25 protein-coding genes are annotated in these 25,222 nt (G+C 75.0%); 7 read left to right on the top strand and 18 right to left on the bottom strand.

Annotated features, from left to right (window positions below; genetic code table 11):
• Positions 1-5 precede the first annotated feature (5 nt).
• Positions 6-1,451: an aminotransferase-like domain-containing protein gene (locus tag V6D49_RS24300; RefSeq protein WP_340562949.1), complete on the bottom strand. Its 1,446-nt coding sequence runs from the start codon at positions 1,449-1,451 to the stop codon at positions 6-8.
• Between V6D49_RS24300 and V6D49_RS24295 the strand changes: the two genes are divergently transcribed.
• Positions 1,450-2,469: a DMT family transporter gene (locus V6D49_RS24295; protein ID WP_340562947.1), complete on the top strand. Its 1,020-nt coding sequence runs from the start codon at positions 1,450-1,452 to the stop codon at positions 2,467-2,469. The two genes, V6D49_RS24300 and V6D49_RS24295, sit on opposite strands and share 2 nt — an antisense overlap.
• Before the next feature lie 44 nt (positions 2,470-2,513).
• Complete coding sequence (locus V6D49_RS24290) at positions 2,514-2,711, top strand: DUF1918 domain-containing protein (protein WP_340562945.1); 198 nt, start codon at positions 2,514-2,516, stop codon at positions 2,709-2,711.
• A gap of 16 nt (positions 2,712-2,727) precedes the next feature.
• Here V6D49_RS24290 and V6D49_RS24285 read toward each other — a convergent pair whose 3' ends face one another.
• The gene (locus V6D49_RS24285) at positions 2,728-3,981 is read right to left on the bottom strand and encodes a glycoside hydrolase family 10 protein (protein WP_340562942.1); all 1,254 of its coding nucleotides are present in this window, start codon (positions 3,979-3,981) and stop codon (positions 2,728-2,730) included.
• A 223-nt stretch (positions 3,982-4,204) separates the two neighbouring features.
• On the opposite strand from V6D49_RS24285, the gene V6D49_RS24280 reads away from it, so the two are divergent.
• Positions 4,205-5,068, top strand: a complete 864-nt coding sequence (locus V6D49_RS24280) for a 3-hydroxybutyryl-CoA dehydrogenase (RefSeq protein ID WP_191208902.1) — start codon at positions 4,205-4,207, stop codon at positions 5,066-5,068.
• 113 nt (positions 5,069-5,181) lie between these two features.
• Here the strand turns inward: V6D49_RS24280 and pheT are convergent, their stop codons facing one another.
• The 8 genes from pheT to infC form a co-directional block, all read right to left on the bottom strand.
• A complete protein-coding gene (pheT, locus tag V6D49_RS24275) occupies positions 5,182-7,725 on the bottom strand; it encodes a phenylalanine--tRNA ligase subunit beta (RefSeq protein WP_340562940.1) in 2,544 nt (847 codons plus the stop codon).
• Positions 7,725-8,861 (bottom strand): phenylalanine--tRNA ligase subunit alpha, encoded by a 1,137-nt coding sequence (gene pheS, locus V6D49_RS24270; protein ID WP_340562938.1) that lies wholly within the window; start codon positions 8,859-8,861, stop codon positions 7,725-7,727. The genes pheT and pheS overlap by 1 nt, the downstream gene beginning before the upstream one ends.
• A 202-nt stretch (positions 8,862-9,063) precedes the next feature.
• Entirely contained in the window at positions 9,064-10,134 is a 1,071-nt protein-coding gene (locus tag V6D49_RS24265) for a sensor histidine kinase (protein ID WP_340562936.1), read from the bottom strand.
• Positions 10,135-10,311: 177 nt separating this feature from the next.
• A complete protein-coding gene (locus tag V6D49_RS24260) occupies positions 10,312-10,590 on the bottom strand; it encodes a metal-sensitive transcriptional regulator (RefSeq protein ID WP_340562934.1) in 279 nt (92 codons plus the stop codon).
• Positions 10,591-10,678: 88 nt separating this feature from the next.
• On the bottom strand, positions 10,679-11,494 hold the full coding sequence (locus V6D49_RS24255; protein ID WP_340562933.1) for a TrmH family RNA methyltransferase: 816 nt from the start codon (positions 11,492-11,494) through the stop codon (positions 10,679-10,681).
• Positions 11,495-11,636: 142 nt separating this feature from the next.
• Entirely contained in the window at positions 11,637-12,020 is a 384-nt protein-coding gene (gene rplT, locus V6D49_RS24250) for a 50S ribosomal protein L20 (RefSeq protein ID WP_191208896.1), read from the bottom strand.
• Between the two features lie 104 nt (positions 12,021-12,124).
• Positions 12,125-12,319, bottom strand: a complete 195-nt coding sequence (gene rpmI, locus V6D49_RS24245; protein ID WP_093850868.1) for a 50S ribosomal protein L35 — start codon at positions 12,317-12,319, stop codon at positions 12,125-12,127.
• Positions 12,320-12,437: 118 nt separating this feature from the next.
• A complete protein-coding gene (infC, locus tag V6D49_RS24240; RefSeq protein WP_340564273.1) occupies positions 12,438-13,052 on the bottom strand; it encodes a translation initiation factor IF-3 in 615 nt (204 codons plus the stop codon).
• A gap of 451 nt (positions 13,053-13,503) precedes the next feature.
• On the opposite strand from infC, the gene V6D49_RS24235 reads away from it, so the two are divergent.
• Positions 13,504-13,917, top strand: coding sequence for a DUF1844 domain-containing protein (locus V6D49_RS24235; RefSeq protein ID WP_340562931.1), 414 nt, complete (start codon positions 13,504-13,506; stop codon positions 13,915-13,917).
• Here the strand turns inward: V6D49_RS24235 and V6D49_RS24230 are convergent.
• From V6D49_RS24230 to V6D49_RS24200, 7 genes are all read right to left on the bottom strand, one after another.
• A complete protein-coding gene (locus V6D49_RS24230; RefSeq protein WP_340562929.1) occupies positions 13,895-14,644 on the bottom strand; it encodes an SseB family protein in 750 nt (249 codons plus the stop codon). The genes V6D49_RS24235 and V6D49_RS24230 overlap by 23 nt on opposite strands.
• Before the next feature lie 23 nt (positions 14,645-14,667).
• Positions 14,668-15,843 (bottom strand): type VII secretion-associated serine protease mycosin, encoded by a 1,176-nt coding sequence (gene mycP / locus V6D49_RS24225; protein WP_445330663.1) that lies wholly within the window; start codon positions 15,841-15,843, stop codon positions 14,668-14,670.
• Positions 15,844-15,869: 26 nt separating this feature from the next.
• Positions 15,870-16,937: a hypothetical protein gene (locus V6D49_RS24220; protein WP_340562927.1), complete on the bottom strand. Its 1,068-nt coding sequence runs from the start codon at positions 16,935-16,937 to the stop codon at positions 15,870-15,872.
• Positions 16,938-17,116: 179 nt separating this feature from the next.
• Positions 17,117-17,848, bottom strand: a complete 732-nt coding sequence (locus V6D49_RS24215; RefSeq protein WP_340562926.1) for a DUF4142 domain-containing protein — start codon at positions 17,846-17,848, stop codon at positions 17,117-17,119.
• Between the two features lie 183 nt (positions 17,849-18,031).
• Positions 18,032-18,838, bottom strand: coding sequence for a 3-oxoacyl-ACP reductase (locus V6D49_RS24210; RefSeq protein ID WP_340562925.1), 807 nt, complete (start codon positions 18,836-18,838; stop codon positions 18,032-18,034).
• A complete protein-coding gene (locus V6D49_RS24205; RefSeq protein WP_445330662.1) occupies positions 18,835-20,187 on the bottom strand; it encodes an aldehyde dehydrogenase family protein in 1,353 nt (450 codons plus the stop codon). The genes V6D49_RS24210 and V6D49_RS24205 overlap by 4 nt, the downstream gene beginning before the upstream one ends.
• A gap of 92 nt (positions 20,188-20,279) precedes the next feature.
• A complete protein-coding gene (locus V6D49_RS24200; RefSeq protein ID WP_340562924.1) occupies positions 20,280-21,647 on the bottom strand; it encodes a glutamine synthetase family protein in 1,368 nt (455 codons plus the stop codon).
• A gap of 74 nt (positions 21,648-21,721) precedes the next feature.
• On the opposite strand from V6D49_RS24200, the gene V6D49_RS24195 reads away from it, so the two are divergent.
• Both V6D49_RS24195 and V6D49_RS24190 read left to right on the top strand, forming a co-directional pair.
• Positions 21,722-22,525: a FadR/GntR family transcriptional regulator gene (locus V6D49_RS24195; RefSeq protein ID WP_340562922.1), complete on the top strand. Its 804-nt coding sequence runs from the start codon at positions 21,722-21,724 to the stop codon at positions 22,523-22,525.
• 200 nt (positions 22,526-22,725) lie between these two features.
• Positions 22,726-23,505: a gamma-glutamyl-gamma-aminobutyrate hydrolase family protein gene (locus tag V6D49_RS24190; protein ID WP_340562920.1), complete on the top strand. Its 780-nt coding sequence runs from the start codon at positions 22,726-22,728 to the stop codon at positions 23,503-23,505.
• Here the strand turns inward: V6D49_RS24190 and V6D49_RS24185 are convergent.
• Positions 23,421-24,173 (bottom strand): helical backbone metal receptor, encoded by a 753-nt coding sequence (locus V6D49_RS24185; RefSeq protein ID WP_340562919.1) that lies wholly within the window; start codon positions 24,171-24,173, stop codon positions 23,421-23,423. The genes V6D49_RS24190 and V6D49_RS24185 overlap by 85 nt on opposite strands.
• A gap of 89 nt (positions 24,174-24,262) precedes the next feature.
• On the opposite strand from V6D49_RS24185, the gene V6D49_RS24180 reads away from it, so the two are divergent.
• Complete coding sequence (locus tag V6D49_RS24180; protein ID WP_340564266.1) at positions 24,263-25,168, top strand: 5'-3' exonuclease; 906 nt, start codon at positions 24,263-24,265, stop codon at positions 25,166-25,168.
• Positions 25,169-25,222 lie beyond the last annotated feature (54 nt).

The following is a 25,222-nucleotide window of genomic DNA, read 5'->3' as shown; positions in this document are numbered from 1 at the left end:
AGCGATTATCCGGCGGGCGGCGGGCAGGCGGCGGCCAGCCGCCGGACGCCTTCGACCAGTTCGGCCGTCCCGGCCGCCGTGGCGAGCGACAGCCGCAGATGGGCCGCGGGGGGCTCGGCGGCGAAGTAGGCACGGCCGGGCGCGACGGCGACGCCAGCCCGCTGGGCGGCGGCCGTCACGGCGGCCTCGTCGGTGCCGGGCGGCAGGCGCAGCCACAGGTGGAAGCCGCCGCGTGGGACCTGAGCGGGGGCGAGGTGGGGCAGTTCGCTGCCGAGCGCCGCGAGCAGGGCGGTACGGCGGGCCCGCAGTTCGGCGGCGACGGCCCGCAGGTGCCGGGGCCACGCGGGCGCGCCGACGAGTTCGAGCGCGGCCTCCTGAAGGGGGCGCGGCACGAAGAAGCTGTCGACGACCTGGACGGCCCGCAGGCGCTCCAGCACCGGCCCCCGGGCGGCGATGGCCCCCACCCGCAGGTTCGGGGAGGTCACCTTCGTCAGTGAGCACAGGTGGACGACGACGCCGTCGGGGTCCTCGGCCGCGAGGGTGGGCGGCAGCGGCCCCGCGTCCTCGTGGGCGAGCCGGCGGGCGTAGTCGTCCTCGACGATGAAGGCCCCGGCCTCGCGGGCGGCGGCCAGGACGGCGGCGCGGCGGTCGTCGGCGAGGACGGCGCCGGTGGGGTTCTGGAACAGCGGCTGGCAGACGAAGAGCCGGGCGCCGGTGGCCCGGAAGGCGTCGGCCAGCAGGTCCGCCCGCACCCCGTCGGCGTCGGCGGGCACGGGGACGGGCCGCAGCCCGGAGGCGCGGGCGACGGCGAGGAGTCCGGGGTAGGTCGGCGACTCGACGAGGACGGGGGCGCCGGGCGGGGCCAGGGCGCGCAGCGCCGTGGTGATGGCACTCTGCCCGCCCGCCGTGACGAGCACCTCACCGGGCGTCCGGGGGCCGCCCGGGCCGGCGATGTCGCGGGCGAACCAGGAGCGGAGCTCGGCCACGCCCTCCAGCGGCGGGAGTTGCCAGGCGTCGGGGCGGCGTCCGGCGCGGGCGAGCGCGGCCGACAGGGCCCGTTCGGGCTGGAGGGCGGGGGGCAGGTAGCCGCTGTGCAGGCCGATGACGCCCGGCCCGGGGGGCCGGAGGGTGGCCAGCAGCCCGGTCGCGTCGACCGTGCGGGGCACCTGGTCGGCGGCGGGCTCGGCGCTGAGGGAGACCTCCTGCCAGGACGTGTCGCCGCGCTGCCCGGCGGCGTCGACGGGGGCGGCCCGGTAGGCACCGGCTCCGGGGCGGGTGACGACCAGCCCTTCCGCCGCGAGCTGCGCGAGGGCCCGGCTGACGGTGACGGGGCTGACCCTGAAGCGGTCCATGAGAGCCCGGCTGGAGGGCAGCCGCTCACCGACCGGGTAGCGGATCACCTCATCGCGCAGGCTTCTGGCGAGCTCGGCGACACTGCTACTCTGGTTCATGACGATAAAGGATAGCGCTACCGCACCGCAGGCGATAGCGGTCCCCACCTCCGACCTCCCGGCACCGGCGGCCGCCGAGGTCGCGGATCTGACACCGACCCCGGGTACCGGCTGGGGGCGGGTGCAGGCCGCCCTCGGCGTCGTCGCGTTCTCCCTGACCTTCCCCGGCACCGCCTGGGCCCTGGAGGGCCTCGGCCCCTGGTCGGTGACGACCACCCGCATCACCCTGGCCGGCCTCCTGGCCCTGGCCTGCCTGCTGGCGCTGCGCGCCCCGCTGCCGGCCCGGCGACACCGCGCCGGGCTCGTCGTGGTGGCGGCCGGCGTCGTCGTCGGCTTCCCCCTGCTGACGACGCTGGCCCTCCAGGTGTCGAGCACCTCCCACGCGGCCGTCGTGGTCGGGCTGCTGCCGCTCACCACGGCGGCCTACAGCGCCTGGCGCCACCACACCCGCCACGCGTGGCCGTTCTGGGCGGCGGCCCTGACGGGAGCGGCCGTCGTGGTGGCCTTCGCGATCCAGCACGGCGGCGGGGGGCTCGGCGCGGCCGACGGGCTCCTCTTCGCCGCGCTGGTCATCTGCGCGGCCGGGTACGCCGAGGGAGGGCGGCTCAGCCGGGAGCTGCCGGGCTGGCAGGTGATCGGCTGGGCGCTGGTCCTGTGCCTGCCCCTGGCCGTCCCCGGCGCACTGCTGGTCCTGGCGGCCGAGCCCGTGGACGTCACCGGTCGCACGGTGGCGGGGCTGGCCTGGCTGGTGGTCGGCTCGCAGTGCCTGGGGATGGTGGTCTGGTACCGGGGGATGGCCGCGATCGGCGTGGGCCGGGCCAGTCAGCTCCAGCTCGCGCAGCCCCTGCTCACCCTGGTGTGGGCGGTGCTCCTGCTGGGGGAGGCGCCGGGCCCGCTCGCCCCGGCGGCCGCCGTCGCCGTGCTGGCCTGCATCGTCGTCACCCAGCGCACCGCCCTGCGGGGCTCGGGTGGCGGGCGGCGGCGGGCGTCCGGTGGCGGGCGGCGGGAGCCGTCCTAAACTGGCACGGAACGACACACATCGGGCAGTCAGGAGAGTCGGTCATGCACGCTGAGAAGGGCGACAAGCTGCTGGTCCACGGTCGCGTGGTGGGTCAGCACGACCGCACGGCCGAGATCGTCGAGGTCCTCGGGCCGCAGGGGGAGCCGCCCTACCGGGTGCGCTTCGACGACGGGCACGAGACCGTCATGTCCCCGGGCCCCGACTCCGTCGTGCGGCACCCCCGGGAGACCGGGCGCTGAGCCGCCGCCCGCGTCGTCACCGGTAGTGGTCGCCGACGACGCGGCTCATGGCCCCGAGGGGGTCCGCCGCGACGTGCTTCGCCGAGTAGAAGACGTGCCCCTTGACGCGCGGGTGGTCGCGGCAGAACGTGAGGTGGCGGGAGAGTTCCTCCGGGTCGTGCCACGCCTCGGGTTGGCCGGCCGTGCCCACCTTGTACAGGGCCTCGCCGATGTAGAGCTCCACCCCGGTGCCCCGGCACACCTCGTCCCACCAGGGGACGAGCGTCGCGTAGTCGGCCGCCGGGAAGCCCAGGTTCCAGTAGACCTGGGGCACGATGTAGTCGATCAGCCGGTTCCTCACCCAGCCGCGCGTGTCGGCGTGGAGGTCGTCGTAGGTCTGCACGCCGGCCCGCGTGTCGGACCCCTCCGGGTCGGTCTCCCGATTGCGCCAGACCGCGAACGGGCTCACCCCGAACCGCACGCCGGGCCGGGACCGGCGCAGCCGCTCACCGGCCTCCCGGACGAGCAGGTCGACGTTGGCACGGCGCCAGGCCGCGCGACTGCCGAACCCCCCGCCGTGCGCGCGGTAGGCGGCGTCGTCGTCGAAGGACTCACCGGCGACCGGGTACGGGTAGAAGTAGTCGTCCCAGTGCAGCCCGTCGACGTCGTACCGCTCGACGGCGTCGAACATGGCGTCCTGCACGAAGCGGCGGACGTCCGGCAGCCCGGGGTTGTAGTACAGCTTGCCGCCGTAGGGCACGACCCAGTCCGGACGCCGCCGCGCCGGGTGCTCCTCGGACAGCCGGGTGGGATCGTCGTGGTTGGCGACGCGGTAGGGGTTGCACCAGGCGTGCAGGGCCAGCCCGCGCGCGTGCGCCTCCCGGACGGCGAAGCCCAGCGGGTCCCAGCCCGGCGAGCGCCCCTGGACGCCGGTCAGCCACGCCGACCACGGCTCGTACCGCGAGGGCCACAGCGCGTCGGCGGTCGGCCGGACCTGGAGCATGACGGTGTTCAGCCGCCGCTGGACGGCCGTGTCGAGCAGCGCGGTGAGCTGACGCCGCTGGGTGGCCGCGTCCAGCCCGGTGGCACGGGGCCAGTCGATGTTCTCCACGGTGGCGATCCACATGCCCCGCATCGGGAAGCGCCGGCCCCCGCCACCCCCGGCCGGAGGCGGCCAGGAGCTTCGGGGGTGCGCCTCCTCCTGACGGGCGGCGGCCCCGGAGGAGCCCAGGGTGCCGGACAGCCCCGCCACCGCCACCGCCGCGAACGCCCGCCGCGTGAAGTGCCCCATCACGTCTCCTTGCCACTGGGTCGTCACTTTGGGTGATCACGCCCAGGATGCACCCCGGGGGCCGCCCGTCCGGGGAGGAACACTCAGATCCGGCGCGGGACCGGCGAACCGGACACCCGCCCCTCACTCCGACGGCGGACGGGGGTAACGTCGGTCGGCGAGGCGACGCGGCCACCACCCTCGCGGCTGTGCGTCGCGACCGGGACGAAGCGAAAGGCACGATGTGACCGACATCGAACGCGTCGGAGTGGTGGGCTGCGGCCAGATGGGCGCCGGCATCGCCGAGGTGTGTGCGCGGGCCGGGCTGGCCGTGATGGTCGCCGAGACGACCGGCGAGGCCCTGGAACTGGGCCGCACCAGGCTGGTGAACTCCCTGGACCGGGCCGCCGCGCGCGGGAAGATCACCGAGGCCGAGCGGGACGCGACGCTGGAGCGGCTGACGTTCACGACCGACCTGGGCGAGTTCGCCGACCGCGACCTCGTCATCGAGGCCGTCGTCGAGAACGAGCAGGTGAAGACCGAGATCTTCCAGGTGCTCGACCAGGTCGTGACCCGGCCGGACGCGATCCTCGCGTCGAACACCTCCTCGATCCCCCTGGTGAAGCTGGCGGTCGCGACCTCCCGCCCCGACCAGGTCATCGGCATCCACTTCTTCAACCCCGCGCCCGTGCAGCAGCTGGTGGAGCTCATCCCCGCGCTGACGACCTCCGAGGAGACCGTCGCCCGCACCGAGGAGGCGGTGACGAAGGTGCTGGGCAAGCACGCGATCCGCGCCCAGGACCGCTCGGGCTTCGTCGTCAACGCCCTGCTGATCCCCTACCTCCTCTCGGCGATCCGCATGTTCGAGAACGGCACGGCCAGCCGCGAGGACATCGACAACGGCATGGAGATGGGCTGCGCCCACCCCATGGGCCCGCTGAAACTGGCGGACCTCATCGGCCTGGACACGGTCGCCTCGGTGGCGTACTCCATGTACGAGGAGTTCAAGGAGCCGCTCTACGCCGCTCCCCCGCTGCTCCAGCGCATGGTCGACGCGGGGCGCCTCGGCCGCAAGACCGGCGCGGGCTTCTACCCGTACGCGGGCTGACGCACGCCGCGTCCCCAGCACGAAGGGGCCCGGCCGGACACGTGGGAACGTGTCCGGCCGGGCCCCTTCGCCGTCTCCGGCGGCGTGACCGGTGACCGGTGACCGCTGCGTGCCTAGGCGCGCAGCTCGGCGCCGGTGGCGGTGACGGCGGCGGCCACGGCGGCGTCCCGTGCGGCCGACGCCTCCTCGGCCGTGAGCGTGCGGTCGGGGGCCCGGAACCGCAGCGCGTAGGCGAGGGACTTGCGGCCCGCGCCGAGCTGCTCACCGGTGAAGACGTCGAACAGCCGCAGCGACTCCAGCAGGTCACCCGCCCCCGAGCGCAGCGCGGCCTCCACGTCCACGGCGGGGACGGCCTCGGGAACCACCAGGGCGACGTCCTGCGTGGCCACCGGGTAGGTGGACACCCGGGGCGCCGGCACGGCACCGACCGAGGCGCGCCGCAGGACGTCCAGGTCCAGCTCCATCGCCGCCGTCCGCGCCGGGACCTGGAACGCCTTGGTGACCCGGGGGTGCAGCTCCCCCGCATGGCCGAGCAGCGTGCGTTCCCCCGCGACCTCGACGTACAGCGCCGCGCAGCGCCCCGGGTGCCACGGCTCGTGCCGGTCGGCGACGACCTCGGGCTGAACGCCCGCCTCCCGGGCCACGACCCGGGCCGCCTCCACGGCGTCCGCCCAGGTCGCCGGACGTCCGGCGCCCCACCAGCCGTGCTGCTCGCGGGCACCGGCGAGGACGACCGCCGCCCGCAGCGGCTGCGCGGGGAGCGCGGCGTCCTGCGCGGCGATATCGTCGGCGCTCGGCCGGGCGTCCACCGGCAGCCGCACGGCCGTCGGCTCGTCGCCGCTCGGGCGGAAGACCAGGCCGGTCTCGAAGAGGGCGATGCCGCCCTGCGCACCCTGGCTCCCGCGCCCGTCGTTGCGCCGCAGCGCGCCGAGCAGCCCGGGCAGCAGCGTGGTGCGCAGCGCGGGCTCCTCGTCGGAGAGGGGGTTGAGGAGGGCCACCGTGCGGCGGCGGGCGTCGTCGGCGGGCAGGCCGAGCCGGTCGAAGGCCGCGTCGCCGAGGAACGGGTAGTTCAGCGCCTCGACGTACCCGGCCCCGGCGAGCGCCCGGCCGACCCGGCGGTGCAGGCGCTGGGCCTCGGTCAGACCGCGTCCGGCGGGCGGGCGGGGCAGGGTGGAGGGCAGGTTCTCGTAGCCCTCCAGCCGGATGACCTCCTCGGCCAGGTCGTTCGGGTCGGTGAGGTCGGGACGCCAGCTCGGCACGGTGACCGTCAGTTCGTCCGTGCCGGTCACGTCGCAGCCGACCTGCTGGAGGCGGCGCACGACGCTCTCGCGCCCGTAGGCGACGCCCGCGACGCGGTCCGGGAGGTCGGCGGCGATGGTGACGGTGCGTGGCGCGGTGGCGCTGCGCACCTCCGTGACGCCGGCCTCGGCGGTGCCCCCGGCGAGGAGCACCAGCAGGTCCGCCGCACGCTGGGCGGCGGCCGGCGCGGCCTCCGGGTCCACACCGCGCTCGAACCGGCGGGACGCCTCCGAGCTGAGCTTGTGCCGCCGCGCGGTGCGGGCCACCGTCACGGGGTCGAAGTGCGCGGCCTCGATGACGACGTCGCGGGTTCCCTCGGCCTGCCCGGAGACCGGGTCGACGAGGGCGTCGTGCGCGTCGGAGATCTCCGTGTGGGCACCGCCCATGACCCCGGCGAGCCCGATCGGGCCGGAGTCGTCGGTGATCACCAGGTCCTGCGGGTCGAGGGCGCGCGTCACCCCGTCCAGCGTGACGATCTTCTCGCCCGGCTCGGCGCGGCGCACGCCGATCGGGCCCTCGACGCGGCCGCGGTCGTAGGCGTGCAGCGGCTGGCCGAGTTCGAGCATCACGTAGTTGGTGACGTCCACGGCGAGGGAAATGGAGCGCATCCCGGCCTTCTGGAGCCGTCGCTGGAGCCAGATCGGGGACCGGGCCTCGGGGCGTACGCCCGTCACGGCGCGGGCGATGAAGCGGTCGCAGCCGTGGGTGTCGACGACGTTGACGGCGGGCCCGTACGCGCCCGGTGCCGTGACGTCCAGCAGCGCCGGGTCGCGCAGCGGCAGCCCGTAGGCGGTCGCCGTCTCGCGGGCGATGCCGCGCAGCGAGAGGCAGTAGCCGCGGTCGGGCGTGACGGCGATGTCCAGCACCTCGTCGCGCAGCTCCAGCAGCTCGACGGCGTCGGTGCCGGGCTCGTACTCGGGCGGCAGGACGATGATGCCGTCGTGGTCGTCACCCATGCCGAGCTCGGCGGCGGAGCAGATCATGCCCTCGGAGAGCTTGCCGTAGGTGCGGCGGGCGGAGATGGCGAAGTTGCCGGGCAGCACGGCGCCCGGCAGGACGACGACCACCTTGTCGCCCACGGCGAAGTTGGTGGCACCGCAGACGATGTTCTGCGGCTCGCCACTCCCGTTGGCGTCGCCCACGTCCACCTGGCAGTAGCGGATGGGCTTCTTGAACTCCGTCAGCTCCTCGACGGCCAGCACCTTGCCGACCACGAGGGGACCGGTCAGACCGGCGCCGAGCTGGTCGACGGTCTCGACCTCCAGGCCGGCCGCGATGAGCTTCGTGGCGACCTCACGGCCGGTCACACCGGCCGGCAGGTCGACGTACTCCCGCAGCCAGGAAAGCGGGGCGCGCATCAGATCTCCATCCCGAACGGCCGGGTGAAACGCACGTCACCCTCGACCATGTCTCGCATGTCCTCGACGTTGTGGCGGAACATCAGCATCCGCTCGATCCCGAACCCGAAGGCGAAGCCGCTGTAGCGGTCCGGGTCGATGCCGCAGGCCGTCAGGACCCGCGGGTTGACCATGCCGCAGCCGCCCAGCTCGATCCAGCCCTCCGAGGAGCAGGTGCGGCACGGCCGCTCGGGGTCGCCCACCGACGCGCCGCGGCAGACGTAGCAGACCATGTCCATCTCGGCGGACGGTTCGGTGAAGGGGAAGTAGCTCGGGCGCAGCCGGGTGCGCATCCCGGCCCCGAACAGCGCCTGGACCATGTGGTCCAGGGTGCCCTTCAAATCCGCCATCGTCAGGCCCTCGTCCACCGCGATCAGCTCGACCTGGTGGAAGACGGGGGTGTGCGTGGCGTCCAGCTCGTCGGTGCGGTAGACGCGGCCCGGGCAGATCGCGTAGACGGGCAGTTCCCTGCCGAGCAGCGCGCGGGCCTGCACCGGGGAGGTGTGGGTGCGCAGGACGAGCCCGGAGCCCTCGGCCCCCTCGGCGTCCTTCCGGCCGCCGTCGGCCACGAAGAAGGTGTCGGCGGTGGTGCGGGCCGGGTGGTCCGGGCCGATGTTGAGGGCGTCGAAGTTGAACCACTCCGTCTCGACCTCGGGCCCTTCGGCGACCTCGTAGCCCATGGCCACGAAGACGTCCTCGATGCGCTCCATCAGCGTCGTCAGCGGATGACGGGCCCCGGCGGGCAGCCGGTCGTACGGCAGCGTGACGTCCACCGCCTCCTCGACCAGGACCCGCTCGTCGCGCTCCGCCTCCAGGACCTTCTGGCGCGCCCCCAGGGCCTTGTTCACCGCGCCCCGGGCCGCGCCGACGCGCTTGCCCGCGTCCGCCTTGGCGTGCGGGGGCAGGGCGCCGATCTCGCGGTTGGCCAGGGCCAGCGGGGAGCGGTCACCGGCGTGGGCGGCCTTCACCTCGCGCAGCGCGTCCAGGTCCGCCGCCTCGGCGATGGCGGTGAGCGCCTCCCGCTGCGCTCGCTCGATGGCTTCCGGTTTCAGTGCCTCGACCTCGACCGGGTCGTACGACTTGTTGGGTGCCGACATGATTTCCCGTACTTTCCCGTACTTCCGATTGGCTGACGCCTTGCGCTGTGAGCCGCTCCGACACCGCTGTGGCGCGGTCGGTGCCGGAGCACGAGTCTACGGGGCAGGGCGTCCGGACATGGACGCGGAGCAGCCCGCGGGTGACGCCGGGCGGACCGTGGTGGATCTTCGTGGACCTCGAAGGTGCCTGTGGTCCAGTTGATCACGTGAGGACGGCCGGCACCCCCACGGGCAGGGTGAACCGGAACTGCGCGCCGCCCGCGGCGGAGCGGCCGACGGTGATCGTGCCGCCGTGCGCCTCGACGATGCCCTTGACGATGTAGAGGCCGAGCCCCGTCCCGCCGCGCCTGCTGCCCCGCCAGAACCGGGTGAACACACGGCTCATGGACTCCTCCGGGATGCCGGGGCCCTCGTCGCTCACGGTGACGGTGATGCCCTCCGGTACCGCCCGGCCGGGCGGCGCGGGGGCTATCTCGATGGTGACGGTTCCGGCGCCGTGGCGCACGGCGTTTTCCAGCAGGTTGCCCAGCACCTGGTCCAGCTTGTCCGGGTCGGCCCACAGCGCGGGCAGCGGCCCGGTGACGTGGCGCGCGAAGCGCTCCGCCGGCTCACCGGCCGCCAGGTGCCCCTCGACGTGGCGGCACACGGCGGCGACGACGTCCACCGGTCGGCGCCGCAGCTCCAGACGGCCGGAGTCGATGCGCGAGATGTCCAGCAGTTCGGCGATGAGCCGGGTGATGCGGGCCGCGTCCGCGTCGACGGTCTCCAGCATGAGGCGCTTCTGGTCCTCGGTGAAGCGCTCCCACTTGGCCAGGAGGGTCGCGGTGAAGCCCTTCACGGACGTGAGCGGGGAGCGCAGCTCGTGGGCGACGGTGGCGATGAGCTCGGCGTGCCGCCGCTCGGTGCGGCGCCGGGCCTCGGTGCCGCGCAGGGAGACCACGAGCCGCCGCACGGGCCCGGTCGGGCGCGTCCGCACGTACCGGGCCGTCACGAGCACCTCGCGGCCTCCCGGCAGCAGGAGGTTCCGCTCCGGCTGGCCGCGCCGGATGGCCGGGCCGCCGTAGGGGTCGGTCGCCTGCCACCAGCGGCGGCCCTCCAGGTCCTGCAGCGGCAGCACCCGGTCGATGGGGTGGCCGAGCGCCTCCTCGGGGCGGCGGTCGGCGATGCGCGCGGCGGCGGTGTTGAAGCACACCACCAGCCCGCGTTCGTCGGCGACGACCAGACCGTCGGGCAGGTCGTCCGGCTCCAGCCCGAGCCCGGCCGTGTCCGGCATGTGGTGGTCCCCTTCCCCCCGTGCGCCTCGACCCCGCACCTTACTCACGCCGGTCACCCGCCACAGCCATACGGCGCAGGTGCCCACCTTCGGGGGGCCCATCGGTGCTTTCCGGCCCGGGAATCGGCCGGAACCCGGCCTACCGGCGCGGGCGGACCCGGCGCGGGCGGACCCGGCTCAGGCCAGCGACAGGAACAGCTTCTCCAGCCGGGCGCGCATGCGGTCCCGGTCCACGTCCATCTGCCCGCCCTCGGCCATGCAGTGCTGCAGGCCCGTCGCGATGATCGCGAACCCGGCCCGGTCCAGGGCCCGCGAGACCGCCGCGAGCTGCGTGATGACGTCCTCGCAGTCCCGGCCCTCCTCGATCATCCTGATGATTCCCGCGATCTGCCCCTGCGCCCGCCGCAACCGGTTGAGCACGCTCTTCAGCTCGTCGGCCGCCATGTCCAGTTCCACGCATCCTCCTTCAGAGGACTCCTTCAGAGGTACCCCTCGGGGTATTGTAGTCCGTTCACTGCTCCCCCGGGTCAGCCGCTCCCCCGGCTCAGCTGCGGCGCTGGGCCCGGGCGGAGGCGTAGAGGCAGACGGCGGCGGCGGTGGCGAGGTTGAGGGACTCCGCGCGGCCGTGCAGGGGGACGCGCACGACCGCGTCGGCCAGCGCCCGGGTCTCCGGCGGGAGGCCCCACGCCTCGTTGCCGAAGATCCACGCCGTGGGGCCGCCCATCGCGCCCCGGTCCAGTTCGTCGTCGAGGTCGGAGGCGCCCGCTCCGTCGGCGGCCAGGACGCGCACGCCGTGCTCCCGCAGACCGCTCACCGCCGCCGCGACCGGCACGCCCACGGAGACCGGGAGATGGAAGAGCGAGCCGGCGGAGGCGCGTACCGACTTGGGGTTGTAGAGGTCGACGGAAGCGTCGGTGAGGACGACGGCGTCCGCCCCGGCGGCGTCCGCGCAGCGCAGCACCGTGCCGGCGTTGCCCGGGTCCCGGACGTGGGCGAGGACGGCGACGAGGCGGGGGCGCGCGGCGAGGACGGCGTCGAAGGGCGTGTCCAGGAACCGGCAGACCCCGATCAGACCCTGCGGTGTGACGGTCTGCGAGATGTCCGCCATCGTCGCGTCGGAGGCGAGGGAGACCCGGACCCCGGCCTCCCGTGCGGCGCCGACGATCTCTGCGTGGCGTACGCACGCCTCCTCGGTGGCGAAGAGTTCGCTCAGGGTGTCGCGGTGGGCGACGGCCTCGCGCACCGCCTGCGGGCCCTCGGCGAGGAAACGGCGTTCCCGGGCCCGGGTGGCGCGGCGGGCCAGTCGCCGGGCGGAGACGACCCGGGGGTTGCGCGGGGAGATCAGCTCGGCAGTGGCCATGGTGCGGCGGTTCCCGCCTTTCGTCGGTACGGGATCATCAGCCGGCCCGCCGGTCCGCCCGGTCGCACCGGCGGGCCGGACACGCGCCGGACCCGCAGGCCCGGGGGCCTGCGGGTCCGGTGCGAAGGGATCAGCCGGGGACTCAGGCGGCCTTCGGCGCGTTGACGTCGCTGGGGAGCGCCTTCTTGGCGACCTCGATGAGCGCGGCGAACGCGTTCGGGTCGTTGACGGCCAACTCGGCGAGGATCTTGCGGTCCACCTCGACCTCAGCGGCCTTCAGGCCCTGGATGAAGCGGTTGTAGGTCATGCCGTTGGCGCGGGCGGCGGCGTTGATCCGCTGGATCCACAGCTGACGGAAGTCGCCCTTGCGCTTCTTGCGGTCGTTGTAGTTGTAGACGAACGAGTGGGTGACCTGCTCCTTCGCCTTGCGGTACAGGCGCGAGCGCTGACCGCGGTAGCCGCTGGCCTGCTCCAGGATCGCCCGGCGCTTCTTGTGGGCGTTGACTGCCCGCTTGACGCGTGCCACGTGTTAACTCCTTGTAGCGGGGCCGCGCTGCGTGCGCGCGGCCCGGACTTCGATGAGGTCCCGGTCGTCGAGCGAGGCCCTGCCCCGGAGGGCGGGCCGTCGGCTCACTTGCCGAGAAGCTTCTTGATCTTCTTGGCGTCGGCCGGAGCCATCTCGGTCTTGCCCGCGAGACGGCGCGTCAGCGTCGACGGCTTGTGCTCGAGAAGGTGGCGGCGACCGGCGCGCTGACGCATCACCTTGCCGGAGCCGGTGATCTTGAAGCGCTTGCTCGCACCGCTGTGCGTCTTGTTCTTCGGCATGTCGCCGTTCTCTCCTCATCGGTGGCGTTCCCGTCGGCTGCGCCCGGAAGGGGCGGGCAGGCGGGAACGTCAGCTGTTTCTGGTGGGACGTACCGGGGCCCGGCGGCCCCGGCGAGGCTCACGCCTCGGCCGGCTCCTCGGCGGACTCGGCGGGAGCGGCACCTCGCTGTGCTTCCTTGCGGGCTGCCTGCGCCTGCCGGGCTTCGGCCATGGCTTCCGTCTTCTTCTTGTGCGGACCAAGCACCATGATCATGTTGCGGCCGTCCTGCTTGGGGTTCGACTCGATGAACCCCAGGTCCTGGACGTCCTCCGCGAGGCGCTGCAGCAACCGGAAGCCCAGCTCCGGACGCGACTGCTCACGACCGCGGAACATGATCGTGATCTTGACCTTGTCACCCTGCTTGAGGAACCGGACGACGTGACCCTTCTTGGTGTCGTAGTCGTGCGGATCGATCTTCGGCCGGAGCTTCATCTCCTTGATGACCGTGTGCGCCTGGTTCTTGCGCGCCTCACGGGCCTTCATGGCCGACTCGTACTTGAACTTCCCGTAGTCCATGAGCTTGCACACGGGCGGCCGTGCGTTCGCGGCCACCTCGACCAGGTCGAGGTCGTACTCCTGTGCGAGCTCCAGGGCCTTGGCAAGCGGCACGATGCCGACCTGCTCGCCACTGGGACCGACGAGTCGCACCTCGGGGACGCGAATCCGGTCGTTGATGCGGGGCTCGGCGCTGATGGGGCCTCCTAGGTAGCACCACGCAACTGCCTGGCGGACAGCCGCGTCACGTTTCTGTGTGGTGAGACCGACCCGTCGTGGGCGCGACGTGAGAAACGCCCCGGACGGGACACAAGACGGGGCTCCGCGCAGACCGGGAGCACCGCCGCGTTCACCGCGGGGCGCGACCTGACCTTTGACCTGCCGACCGCGAGGCCGGTACAGGTGGGAGATCGGAGCCTCCACTTGCGGGCCGGGCAACCGCGCTGGCGCGCAGACGTCCGACCGGTCGTCGTCAATGTTACACGAGCTCCGGGGCCACCGCCCCCGGGCCACGAGCCGCCCGCCAGGGACCGCCGGGAGACCGCGACGGGGACCCCGAAGGTCCCGCGACGGGCCCGGTCGGGGCGGGCGCCGGGGTCGGCCTAGGCTGGTCCGCGACCCTCCGGCTGCGAGAAAGCGAAGAACGACGATGAGCGACGCCGTCCCCTCCCCCGGCCCGGACGAGACCGTGGCCGCCGAGACCGCAGGCGGACCCGGCGCCGGGCAGGCGCCCGACTTCGACGCCGCGACGCGCGACATCGCCGACGTCCCGGCCGTCGAGGTGATCACCACCGTCGCGGTGCACCTGATGAGTGCGGCGGCCGTGAACCTCGGTCTGGCCGAGGAGGGCGAGCAGCACAAGGACCTGGACGAGGCCCGGAAGCTGATCCAGGCGCTGGCCGGACTGGTGACGGCGAGCGCCACCGAGATCGGCTCCTACCACGCGGCGCCGCTGCGGGACGGTCTGAAGTCCCTCCAGCTGGCCTTCCGCGAGGCGTCCGTCGTGCCGGACGAGCCCGGTCAGGGGCCCGGCGAGAAGTTCACCGGCCCGGTGTACGGCTGAACAGCGGCGTCCCCGGCAGCTCCGTCCCCGGTGGCAGGAGGGCCAGCTCCAGGCCCCGGACGAGGTGCTCGCGCAGCACCGCGTCGGCCGCCAGGGCGCCGGCGACGCGGGAGGCCGTCTCCCGCGCCTGCGCACCGGGGGCCAGCTCCAGCGCCAGGGTGCCGTCGGCCCGGCCGCCGGGGGCCAGGTGCGCGCCGGCCACGCCGGGATCGGCCGCGACGACCGCCCGCACCGCGTGCGTCACGGCGGGGTCGGCGAGCGGACCGGCGTCGTCGGCCCGTCCGGCGGCCACGGCCCGCAGCGCGGCCCCGGTGAGTTGGTAGGTCACCGGCCCGGCGAGGTCGAGGACCAGGGTGTCGGCCCGCTCGTGCGCGGCCGCCTGAAGGGCCCGCCCCAGGCCGACGGCGACCGGACGGGCGTCCTCCCGCCAGCGTGCGAGCGACCGCGTGGAGGTGAACACCGGAAGCGCCTTGCGGCCGCCGGGGGCCGTGAGCGTGGGGACCGCCATGTCGCTGGTCTTGTCGCGGCGCAGCCCGTCGGGGCCCGTCTCCACCTCGCCGAGCAGGGCGACCACCGGGACGAGCAGCCGCGCCCGGGCCAGGGCGGCGAGGACGCGCGGCTCGGCGCCCCGGTCCTCGGACCAGGCGGTCAGTGCCTCGGCGAGCGCAGGGTCGGCCGAGCCGTCGTCGTCCGCGAAGCCGGGATCGGGGATGTTCTTGAGCGCCACCCGACGAGGGTAGCCCCCGCGCGTCACGGCCTGCGGCGCGGGCGTCCGCCCGTGTGGAGGCCCACGGCCGCACCGACCAGGACGACGCCGGCCACGCAGGCGGCGACGGCGGGCCAGCCGGGCGCGCCGCCGGACCCGGGCGCCGGGCCGGGGCCGAAGTACTCGGCCGCGTGTTCCCGGGCCCGGGGGTTGCGGGGGCCGAGCTCCAGCGTCGCCGCGACCTCGACGGCGGCGGCCGCGTCGACCACGCCGGTGCCGAGCGCGTCGCTGCGCCCGCCCGCCGGGGTGGCCCCGGCGGTGTCGGCGAGGAGCCGTTTGATCTGCGCCGGGCTCAGCTCCGGATGGGCGGAGCGGACGAGGGCGACCGTGCCGGAGACGACGGCGGCGGCGGCGCTGGTGCCCCAGCCCCGGTAGTAGCGCCGGTCGGGGTCCGCTATCACCACGTCCTTGCCCGGCGCGGCCACGGTGGCGTACCAACGGCTGGTGGAGAAGGGAGCCCGCTCCCCGTAGCGGTCCACGGCGGTGACGGCGATCACGCCGGGATAGGCCGCCGGGTAGGAGACCGGGTCGCCGTCCTCGCCGCCGTTGCCCGCCGAGGCCACCACGACGGCGCCCCGGCGCAGCGCGTACCGGACGGCGGCGTCCTCCTCCGGGTCCGGGTGGGCGGAGGCGCTGTCGTCGCCGAGGGAGAGGTTGATGACGTCGGCGCCCTGGTCGACGGCCCAGCGGATGCCCTCGGCGAGCGCGCCGCCGCCCTCGGCGTCCCGGGCCTCCTCGCGCGCCGGATCGGTCTCCTCCAGGAGCACCCGCACGGGCAGGATCGTGGCCTCCGGGGCCACGCCGAGGACACCGTCCGCACGGTCCGGCCCGTGGCCGCGTCCGGCGATGATGCCCGCCATCGCGGTGCCGTGCCGGGCCCACGCCTCGTCGCCGGGCTCGGCCCCGAGGCCCACCATGTCCCTGCCCTCGACGACCGCCCCCGCCAGATCCGGATGACCGGCGTCGACCCCGGTGTCCAGGACGGCGACGGTGACGCCCGCGCCCCTGGTCGTCTCCCACGCCTGGCGGGCGCCGATCGCGTCCAGCGGCCACTGGCGTTCACGGATGGTGTCCGCGTGCGCCGCCGGGGCCGTCAGGAGCGAGCACACCACGAGGAGGGGGAGGGTGAGGGCGAGGAGCAGGAGAGGGCCGCCGGGCAGGGCGCGGCCGGTGCCGCGCGCGCGGTTCACCGGTCCTCCCGCACCGCGTCGGCCGCGGCGTCGCTCAGGGTGTCCTCGACGAGGTCCGCGATGCCCCGGGACGCGTGACCGAGCCCGGCCTGGGCGGCGGCGCTCGTCTCCCCGTCCCGGACCGCGCGCCCGGCGGGCTGCGGATCGCTGACGGTACGGCCGTCGGCGAAGCCGGAGACGGTGTAGACGACCACCGGGAGCGAGGTGCCGACGCGGACGGTCCAGCTGGCCCGCTGGGCGTCGCCGAAACCGGCGGTGTCCGTGCCGCGTTCCGCGTAGGGGCGGGGCATGAGGTCCGTGCGGCTCTCCAGGTGCTCGCCGTCCCGGTCGGTGAACCGCTCCCGCAGCTCCCGCATGGCCGGGGGGTCGGCCTTGGTGAAGACGACGCCGACGGTGGTGAGGGTGGAGGACGTCTCGTCGACATAGGTGGCGCGCAGGAGGCGCAGACAGCCGACGGGCGCGAGCGCCTTGGCCAGCAGTTCGTCGAAGGCCTGCGCGCAGCCGGAGTCGGGGGCGACGGCGGCGCGTATCCACCGGCGGTCGGCGCCGCCCGGACCGGCGTTCTCCCCGGTCAGCTCGGGCGGGAAGAGGGTGTCGACGGGCACCTCGCGCCACAGGTCGCGGGAGGCCCGGAACGTCTCCTCGGTGCTCGGCACGCCGCTCGGACCGCCCCGCAGCCACGCGCCCGCGATCCCGCCGCCGAGGAGTCCCACTCCCAGGACGAGGCACAGGGCGGCGGCCACGGTGCGGGACCGCCTGCGGCGCGCGGGTTCCGGGGGCCCGGGCGGCGCGGGGGCCGTGGGGGCCGTGGGGGGCGGCGCCTCCGGCCCGTCCAGCGGCCACGGTGCCGGGGCGGCCGTGGGGGGCGCGGGCGCGTCGGGCCCGGGGGCGCGCCCCGGAAGGGCGGGCAGCCGCTCCGGTGGCGGCGGGCCGGGCTGGACCGGGAGGGCGGCACGCCGCGCGCGCGGGGCCGGGGAGGCGGGGGGCGTGTCCGGGCGCGGGGAGCCGGCGGGCCGCTGGGGCGGGGGCGGGGATGCGCTCGCCGGATCCGCCTCAGTGCTCACCGGCACCCCCTCGCGCGTCGCGTGCCGTCCCGGTGAGCGGGTCGGCCGTTCGGCCCGCGGCGGCCGGCCGCGGACCCGTCGGTCATGGTGTGTGCGTCACTCTACGGTGCGTGCCCGTGGGTGCGGCAACCCGCTCCCACCGGCACCGGCGGCTTCCGGCCGGGCGGTTCGCGCACCGGTCAGCCGGAGACGGCCTTCTCGACCTCCTCGAAGGTCGCGGCGTCCACGAGTCCGGTGTCCTCCAGGACCTCCAGGTGGTCCAGGACCGTCTGGTTGGCCTGCCGCGCGTGACGGCGGATGAGGTCGTTCTGCGTGGCGCCCCGGACCTTGCCGATGGTGGCGAAGATCTTGCCGTGGGAGGCGCGCAGGACGTTGGCGAACAGCTTGTCGAACTCGGCCCCCTCCGCGTTGCGCAACTGCTCGACCCACTGCCGCTGTTCGGCGGTGGCCTCGTTGGGGATCTCGACGCCGAGGAGCTTGGCGTCCTCCCGCACGAGCTGGTCCAGCTGGGCGTGGCCGTCCATCAGGTGCAGGCCCGCCCGTTTGACGGCCTCGCTGGAGGCGTTGGTCTGGGCGAGCCGGCCGGCCGGGATCTCCCACAGCCCCGCCTGCCGGACGGCGACGAGGAACTCCCGGTCGACCTCGGTGACCGTGCCGATGTCGCCGCCCTCGGGCACCGCGCCGTCCTCGCCGCCCGCGTCCTGGTGGGTACCGCCGTCCGCGTGCGGTCCGCCACCGGCCGGGACGGGCACCGGCTCGGCGCCGGAGGCGCCGGTGACGTCGGCCTGGCTGCTGCCGCCCTGCAGCGCGACCAGGATCGCGGCGACGGCGATCAGGATGACTGCGGCGATGGTGACCAGCCCGAGCCGGGTCGGTACGGGCCCGGTCACCGCACGTCGGTTGGGTCGCATCGTTCCTCCTACGGTCGCACGGCCCCCCGGATACGGACCGCAGCCTGCCGCTCGGCGCGGGCGTGCCGGAGAAGTTGCGCACAAACGCACGACGACCGCCCCGCGCCGGGACCGATGGGGTACGGTCCCGTGCGGCGGGGGCGGCCGACGGCGCCGGTGCGGAGTGGTGCGGTCCGACGCGGACTACAGCGGGGTGACGTAGGCCCCCGCGATACCGCCGTCGACGAGGAACTCGGCCGCGTTCACGAACGAGGCGTCGTCGCTGGCGAGGAACGCCACGGCCGCGGCGATCTCCTCCGGCTCGGCGAAGCGGCCGAGCGGGATGTGCACCAGGCGGCGCCGGGCCCGTTCCGGGTCCTTGGCGAACAGCTCGGTCAGCAGCGGCGTGTTGACGGGGCCGGGGCACAGCGCGTTGACGCGGACGCCGTCGCGGGCGAACTGCACGCCCAGCTCCCGGGACATCGCGAGCACCCCGCCCTTGGAGGCGGTGTAGCTGATCTGCGAGGTGGCGGCGCCCATCTTGGCGACGAAGGAGGCGGTGTTGATGATCGAGCCGCGCCCCTGGCGCCGCATGTACGGGATGACGTGCTTGCAGCACAGGTAGACGGAGGTGAGGTTGACGTCCTGTACGCGGCGCCAGGCGTCGAGGTCGGTGGTGAGGATGGAGTCGTCGTCCGGTGGGGAGATGCCGGCGTTGTTGAAGGCGACGTCGACGGACCCGTAGGTGTCGTGCGTCCTCGCGAACAGCGCCTCGACCTGCGCCGGATCGGTCACGTCGGCGGCCACGAACAGGCCGCCGGTCTCCTCGGCGGCGGCCTCGCCCCGCTCGGCGTCGACGTCGGCGCAGACCACGTGGGCGCCCTCGGAGGCCAGCCGCCGCGCGGTCGCCAGCCCGATGCCGCTGCCGGCCCCGGTGACGACGGCCGTCCGGCCGACCAGCCTCCGGCACACCGCTCCGCCGTGCCGCGCGTCCGCTTCGGTTCCGGTCACTGCTGCTCCTCGGTGCTGATGAAGACGTTCTTCGTCTCGGTGAACGCGGACAGTGCGCCGGGCCCCAGCTCTCGGCCGAGTCCGGACTGCTTGAAGCCGCCGAAGGGCGTCCAGTACCGCACGGCGGCGTGCGAGTTGACGGAGAGGTTGCCCGCGCCGACGGCCCGGGCCGTACGCAGGGCGCGTGCGCCGTCGCGCGTCCACACCGACCCGGCCAGCCCGTAGGGGGTGGCGTTCGCCTGCCGGACGGCGTCGGCCTCGTCGGTGAAGGGGAGCACGACGGCGACGGGTCCGAAGATCTCCTCCACGGCGACGCGGTCCCCGGGGCGGCCTTCCAGGACGGTGGCCGGGTACCAGTAGCCCTTGCCCTGCGGCGCGGTGCCACGGATGGCGGCCGGGGCGTCCTCGGTGACGAAGGAGCGGACGCGGTCGCGCTGGGCGGCGGAGACGAGCGGCCCCATGGCGGTGCCCGGATCGCTGGGGTCGCCGCAGGTGAAGGCGTGCACGGCGGGTTCCAGCAGAGCCAGGAAGCGGTCGTAGACCTCCCGCTGGACCAGGATGCGGCTGCGCGCGCAGCAGTCCTGGCCGGTGTTGTCGAGGAACGACGCGGGCGCGGCGGCCGCGGCCCGTTCCAGGTCGGCGTCGGCGAAGACGATGTTCGGGCTCTTGCCGCCCAGCTCCAGGGTGACCCGCTTGACGTGCGCGGCGCAGCGGCTCATCACCTCCTTGCCGACGGCCGTCGATCCGGTGAAGGCGACCTTCGCGACGCCGGGGTGGTCGACGAGGGCACGCCCGGTGACGGCGCCCGCGCCGGGCAGCACCTGGAAGAGGCCCTGGGGCAGCCCCGCCGCCAGGGCGAGCTCGGCCAGCCGCAGCGCGGTGAGCGGGGTCGTCTCGGCCGGCTTGAGCAGGACGGCGTTCCCCGCGGCGAGAGCGGGGGCGGTGCTCCACGCGGCGACGGGCATGGGGAAGTTCCAGGGAGCGATGACGGCGACGGTCCCCAGCGGCTCGCAGAAGGTGAGGTTCACTCCTCCGGGCACGGGGATCTGCCGCCCCGTCAGGCGTTCCACCCCGCCGGCCGCGTACTCCAGCAGGTCGCGCACGTTGCCCGCCTCCCAGCGGGCGTTGCCGATCGGGTGGCCCGCCTCGGCGACCTCCAGCCGGGCCAGCTCCTCCCGGTGCGCGTCGACGGCGTCGGCGAACCGCCGCAGCCGGCGGGCCCGGTCGCCCGGCGGGAGGGCCGCCCAGCGGGGCTGGGCGGTGGCCGCCCGGCGGACGGCGGCGTCCACCTCGGCGGGCGGAGTGCCCGGCACGGTGGCGATCAGCTCCTCGGTGGCCGGATCGGTCACCCGGAGCTCGTGGACGTCGGGTGTTCCTGGCGTCTCGGTGCTCTCGGCGGGCTCGGTGCTCACGGGGGGCTCGTTGCTCACGGGGGCACACCTCACATGCGCTCGAAGGAGCGGTAGCGCTCCCAGTCGGTGACGGCGGTGTCGTAGGCGTCCTGCTCGACCCTGGCCATGGTGGCGTAGTGGTCGACGACGTCGTCGCCGAACGCGGCCCGGGCCGGCGCGCTCCCGCGCCACAGCGCGGCGGCCTCCCGCAGGGTGGCGGGCACCTGCGGTGCGTCGCCCGCGTAGGCGTTGCCGGTGCAGGGGTCGGGCAGCGGGAGTTCCTCATCGACGCCGTGCAGTCCGGCGGCGATCATCCCGGCGAGGGCGAGGTAGGGGTTGACGTCGCCGCCGGGCAGCCGGTTCTCCAGCCGGTGCCCGGGGCCGTGGCCGAGGACGCGCAGGGCACAGGTGCGGTTGTCGGGCCCCCAGGCGGCCGCGGTGGGGGCGAAGGAGCCGGGCCGGAAGCGTTTGTAGGAGTTGATGCCGGGCGCGTACAGGAGGGTGAACTCCCGCAGGAGGGCCAGCTGCCCGGCCAGGAAGTGCCGCATGAGCGCGGACATGCCGTGCGGGCCGTCGGGGTCGGCCAGCAGCGGCGTGCCGGCGGCGTCGCGCAGGGAGAGGTGGACGTGGCAGGAGTTGCCCTCGCGCTCGTCGTACTTGGCCATGAAGGTGAGCGCGTAGCCCTCCTGCGCGGCGATCTCCTTGGCCCCGGTCTTGTAGAGCACGTGCTGGTCGCAGGTGGTGAGCGCGTCGGCGTAGCGGAACACGATCTCGTGCTGGCCGAGGTTGCACTCGCCCTTGGCCGACTCCACCGCGAGGCCGGCGGCGCCCATCTCGTTGCGGATGCGCCGCAGCAGCGGCTCGATGCGTCCGGTGCCGAGGACGGAGTAGTCGACGTTGTACTGGTTGACGGGGGTGAGCCCGCGGTAGGCGCGGTTCCACGCCTCCTCGTAGGTGTCCCGGAAGACGATGAACTCCAACTCGGTGCCCGCGTAGGCGGTCCAGCCGCGCTCCGCCAACCGGTCGAGCTGGCGGCGCAGGATCTGCCGGGGCGAGGCGGTGACGGGCGAGCCGTCGTGCCAGGCGACGTCGGCGGTGAGCTGGGCGGTGCCGGGGTGCCAGGGCGTGCGACGCAGGGTGGCGGTGTCGCCGTGCAGGGCGAAGTCGCCGTAGCCGCGCTCCCAGGACGCCATGGCGTACCCGTCGACGGTGTTCATGTCGGCGTCCACGGCCAGGAGGTAGTTGCAGCCCTCGGTGCCGTGGTGCAGGACCTCGTCGAGGAAGTACCGGGCGGCGAACCGCTTGCCCTGGAGCCGTCCCTGCATGTCGGTGAACGCCAGGACCACGGTGTCGATCTCACCGGTGTCCACGAGTCCGCGGAGCTCTCCGACGGAGAGCGGGGGTGTGCGGTCTGCCACGGGCGGGCCTCCTGTCCGAGCCTTCGGAAGCCATAAGGTAGTGCCGTAGACCTTTGGAGGGGAAGGGGACGGCCATGGCGGACCACCCGGAGGGCCCGGAGCCCCGGGCGACGGGCGGCGGGGACGGCCGCGGGGACGGGGGCCCGGGCCCGCAGGACCGGCTGGCGCCCGTGCTGCGCCCGGTGCGGGCGGGCAACGGCTTCGAGGAGGCGCTGGAGCAGATACTCCAGGTGCTGCGCCTCGGGCTGGTGCCGGCGGGCGGACGACTGCCCGCCGAACGGGAGCTGGCCGAGCGGCTCGGCGTCAGCCGCGTCACCCTGCGGGACGTGCTGAAGGTCCTCGCCGAGCAGGGGCTGGTGGAGAGCCGGCGCGGCCGGTACGGGGGCACGTTCGTGCGACACCGCGCGCCCGGGCGGCTCCTCGGGCGCGGTGCCGCGTCACAGGAGCTGCGCCGCCGCGTCGCCGAGGTCGACCTGGAGGACGTCCTGCGCTTCCGCGAGGTGCTGGAGACGGGCGCCGCCGAGCTGTGCGCCTCCCGCCCCCTCGCCCGGGACGAGGCCCGGCGGCTGCGGACGGCGCTCGCGGCGACCGGGGACGCGCCGCTGGAGGACTACCGCCGCCAGGACACACTCTTCCACCTCACCCTCACCGAGCTGGCCGGCTCCCCCAGCCTGGCGGCCCAGTACGCCGCGGTGCGGGCCACCGTCAACGACCTGCTGGACTGCATACCCCTGCTCGTGCGCAACCTGGAGCACGCCCAGCACCAGCACGCCGCAGCCGTCGAGGCGATCCTCGACGCGGACGCCGAGGGGGCCCGGGCCGTGCTGCGCGAGCACTGCGCGGGCACCGCCGCGCTGCTGCGCGGGTTCCTCACCTGACGGTCGCGGCACCTCGGGCGTCGATCGCGTCGACGTGTCCGGGGCCTTGCGCTCGACCGCCCGCAGCACAAAGGTATGGCTTCACACCAATGCGCCGCGCCGGCGCACGGCACCGACGACAGGCGGGAGCAGAGCATGGTCGAGGAACTCCGGGTGCATGATCGTCCCTGGGAGACCGCACGACCGGTGGAGGTGACGGGGTGGCCCCCGCGTTGATCGGCGTCAGCACCTATCTGGTGGACTCGGCGCGCTGGAGTTTCTGGGACCTGCCGGCCGCCGTCCTGCCCGCCGGGTACCACCGGATGGTGCAGCGCGCGGGCGGCCTGGCCCTGCTGCTGCCGCCCGACCCCGGGCCGCAGGCGGCCCGGCAGGTCGTGGCCGGGCTGGACGGGCTGCTCATCGCCGGGGGCGCGGACGTCGACCCGGCCCGCTACGGCGCCACGCGCGACCCGCGCACGGGTGAGCCCTCGCCCGAGCGGGACACCTGGGAGCTGGCCCTGATCCGCGCGGCGCTGGACTCCGGCGTGCCGCTGCTGGGCGTCTGCCGGGGCATGCAGCTGCTCAACGTCGCACTCGGCGGCACGCTGGACCAGCACGTCACCGGCCACCAGGGCGCCCCCGGCACGTTCCTGAGCCACCGGGTGTCCCCCGTCCCCGGCACCCTGCTCGGCTCCGTGCTGGGCGGCCCGGTGGACGTCCCCTCCTGCCACCACCAGGCCGTCGACCGGCTCGGAGCGGGGCTGCTCGTCGGCGGCCGGGCCGACGACGGCGTCGTGGAGGCCGTGGAGGCGGCCGCCGGGGAGGCCTTCGTCCTGGGCGTGCAGTGGCACCCGGAGGCCGGCCGGTGCGGACGGGTCGTCCGCGCCCTGGTCGACGCGGCGGAGCGCCGCCGGGCTCAGCCGGGGCCCAGCGCCTCACGCAGCGCCGCGCCCAGCACGGTGGGCGCCTCCGTCAGCGACGGGCCGTACCAGGTGAGGTGACGCCCGCTCACGAGCGCGGCGGGCTGGGGGAAGCACTCCGGGCCGTCGTCCGGGGTGAACCGGTAGGGCTCGTCGGGGAGCACGACGACGTCGGCGTCCGCGGCGGCCAGTTCGGCCAGCGGGACGCGCGGGTAGCGTTCGGCGTGCCCGGCGTGCACGGTGACCACGCCCAGCCGGGCGAGGACGTCCCCGGCGAACGTGTCGCGGCCCAGCACCATCCACGGCCTGCGCCAGATCGGCACGACCGCGCGGGCGGGCCCGCGCGGGGCCGCCGCCTCCGCCTCCCGCCACACGGCCCGCGCGTCGTCCAGCCAGCGCGGGCGCGGCAGCCCGCAGCCGTGCACCAGGGCGCGCTCGAGCTCGGCGAACCCCTGCTCCAGCGTGCGGACCTCCGTGACGAGCACCCGCAGGCCCGCGCGACGCAGGGCGTCGAGGTCGGCCGGACGGTTCTCCTCCTCGTTGGCCAGGACGAGGTCGGGGGCGAGCGCGGCGATCCGCGCCGTGTCGGGGTTCTTGGTGCCGCCGATGCGCGCCACCTCCAGCCCCTGCGGGTGGGTGCACCAGTCCGTGGCCCCGACCAGCAGACCGGGTGCCGTCACGGCCACGGCCTCGGTCAGTGACGGCACCAGCGAGACCACCCGGCCGACGTCCCCGCGCGCTGAACCCATGCGGAAAGGTTAGGCCCGCCACCGGCCTCGCGGCAGCCCCCGGTGTCAGCGGGCTACGGCATCATCGGGGGGTGACCACACGACGCCTGATGCTCCTCGACACCGCTTCCCTGTACTTCCGCGCCTACTTCGGGGTGCCGGAGTCCGTCACCGCGCCGGACGGCACGCCCGTCAACGCGGTGCGCGGCCTGCTCGACTTCATCGCCCGGCTGGTGCAGGACCACCGCCCGCAGGAACTGGTGGCCTGTATGGACGAGGACTGGCGGCCCGCCTGGCGGGTGGAGCTGATCCCGTCCTACAAGGCGCACCGGGTCGCGGCGGAGCACCCGGCGGGCCCGGACGAGGAGGTGGTGCCGGACACCCTCGCGCCGCAGGTGCCGGTCATCGAGGAGGTGCTGGACGCTCTGGGCATCGCCCGCGCCGGGGCCGCCGGGTACGAGGCCGACGACGTGATCGGCACCCTGACGGGCCGGGCCGAGGGGCCCGTCGACATCGTCACCGGCGACCGGGACCTCTTCCAGCTCATCGACGACGCGCGCGGCGTCCGGGTGCTGTACCCGGTCAAGGGCATGGGCACGCTCGCCGCGTTCGACGAGGCGGCGCTGCGGGAGAAGTACGGCGTCGACGGGCCGGGGTACGCGCTGCTGGCCCTGCTGCGGGGCGACCCGAGCGACGGGCTGCCGGGCGTGCCCGGCATCGGCGAGAAGACGGCGGCCCGGCTGATCGCCGCCCACGGCGACCTGCCGGGCATCCTGGCCGCCGCCGAGGACCCGACGTCCGGCGTGACGCCCGCGCTGCGGCGCCGGCTGGCCGAGGCGCGCCCCTACCTGGCCGTCGCGCCCACCGTCGTACGCGTCGCCGCCGACGTCCCGCTGCCGCCGCTCGACGCCACGCTCCCGGCCGGGCCGCGTGACCCGGAGCGGCTCGCGGAGCTCACCGAGCGGTGGGGGCTGGGCAGCTCGCTGCACCGCGTCCTCGCCGCCCTGCCCCGCTGAGCACCCGCCCGCCCGGCGCCTCCCGCGGTCCGCGGCGGGGCGGTCCGCGGCGGG

This window comes from Streptomyces sp. GSL17-111 (genome assembly GCF_037911585.1).
Classification (GTDB): Bacteria; Actinomycetota; Actinomycetes; order Streptomycetales; family Streptomycetaceae; genus Streptomyces.
The sequence above is the reverse complement of the archived record's forward strand: the minus strand, read 5'-3'. Positions and strand labels throughout refer to the sequence as shown.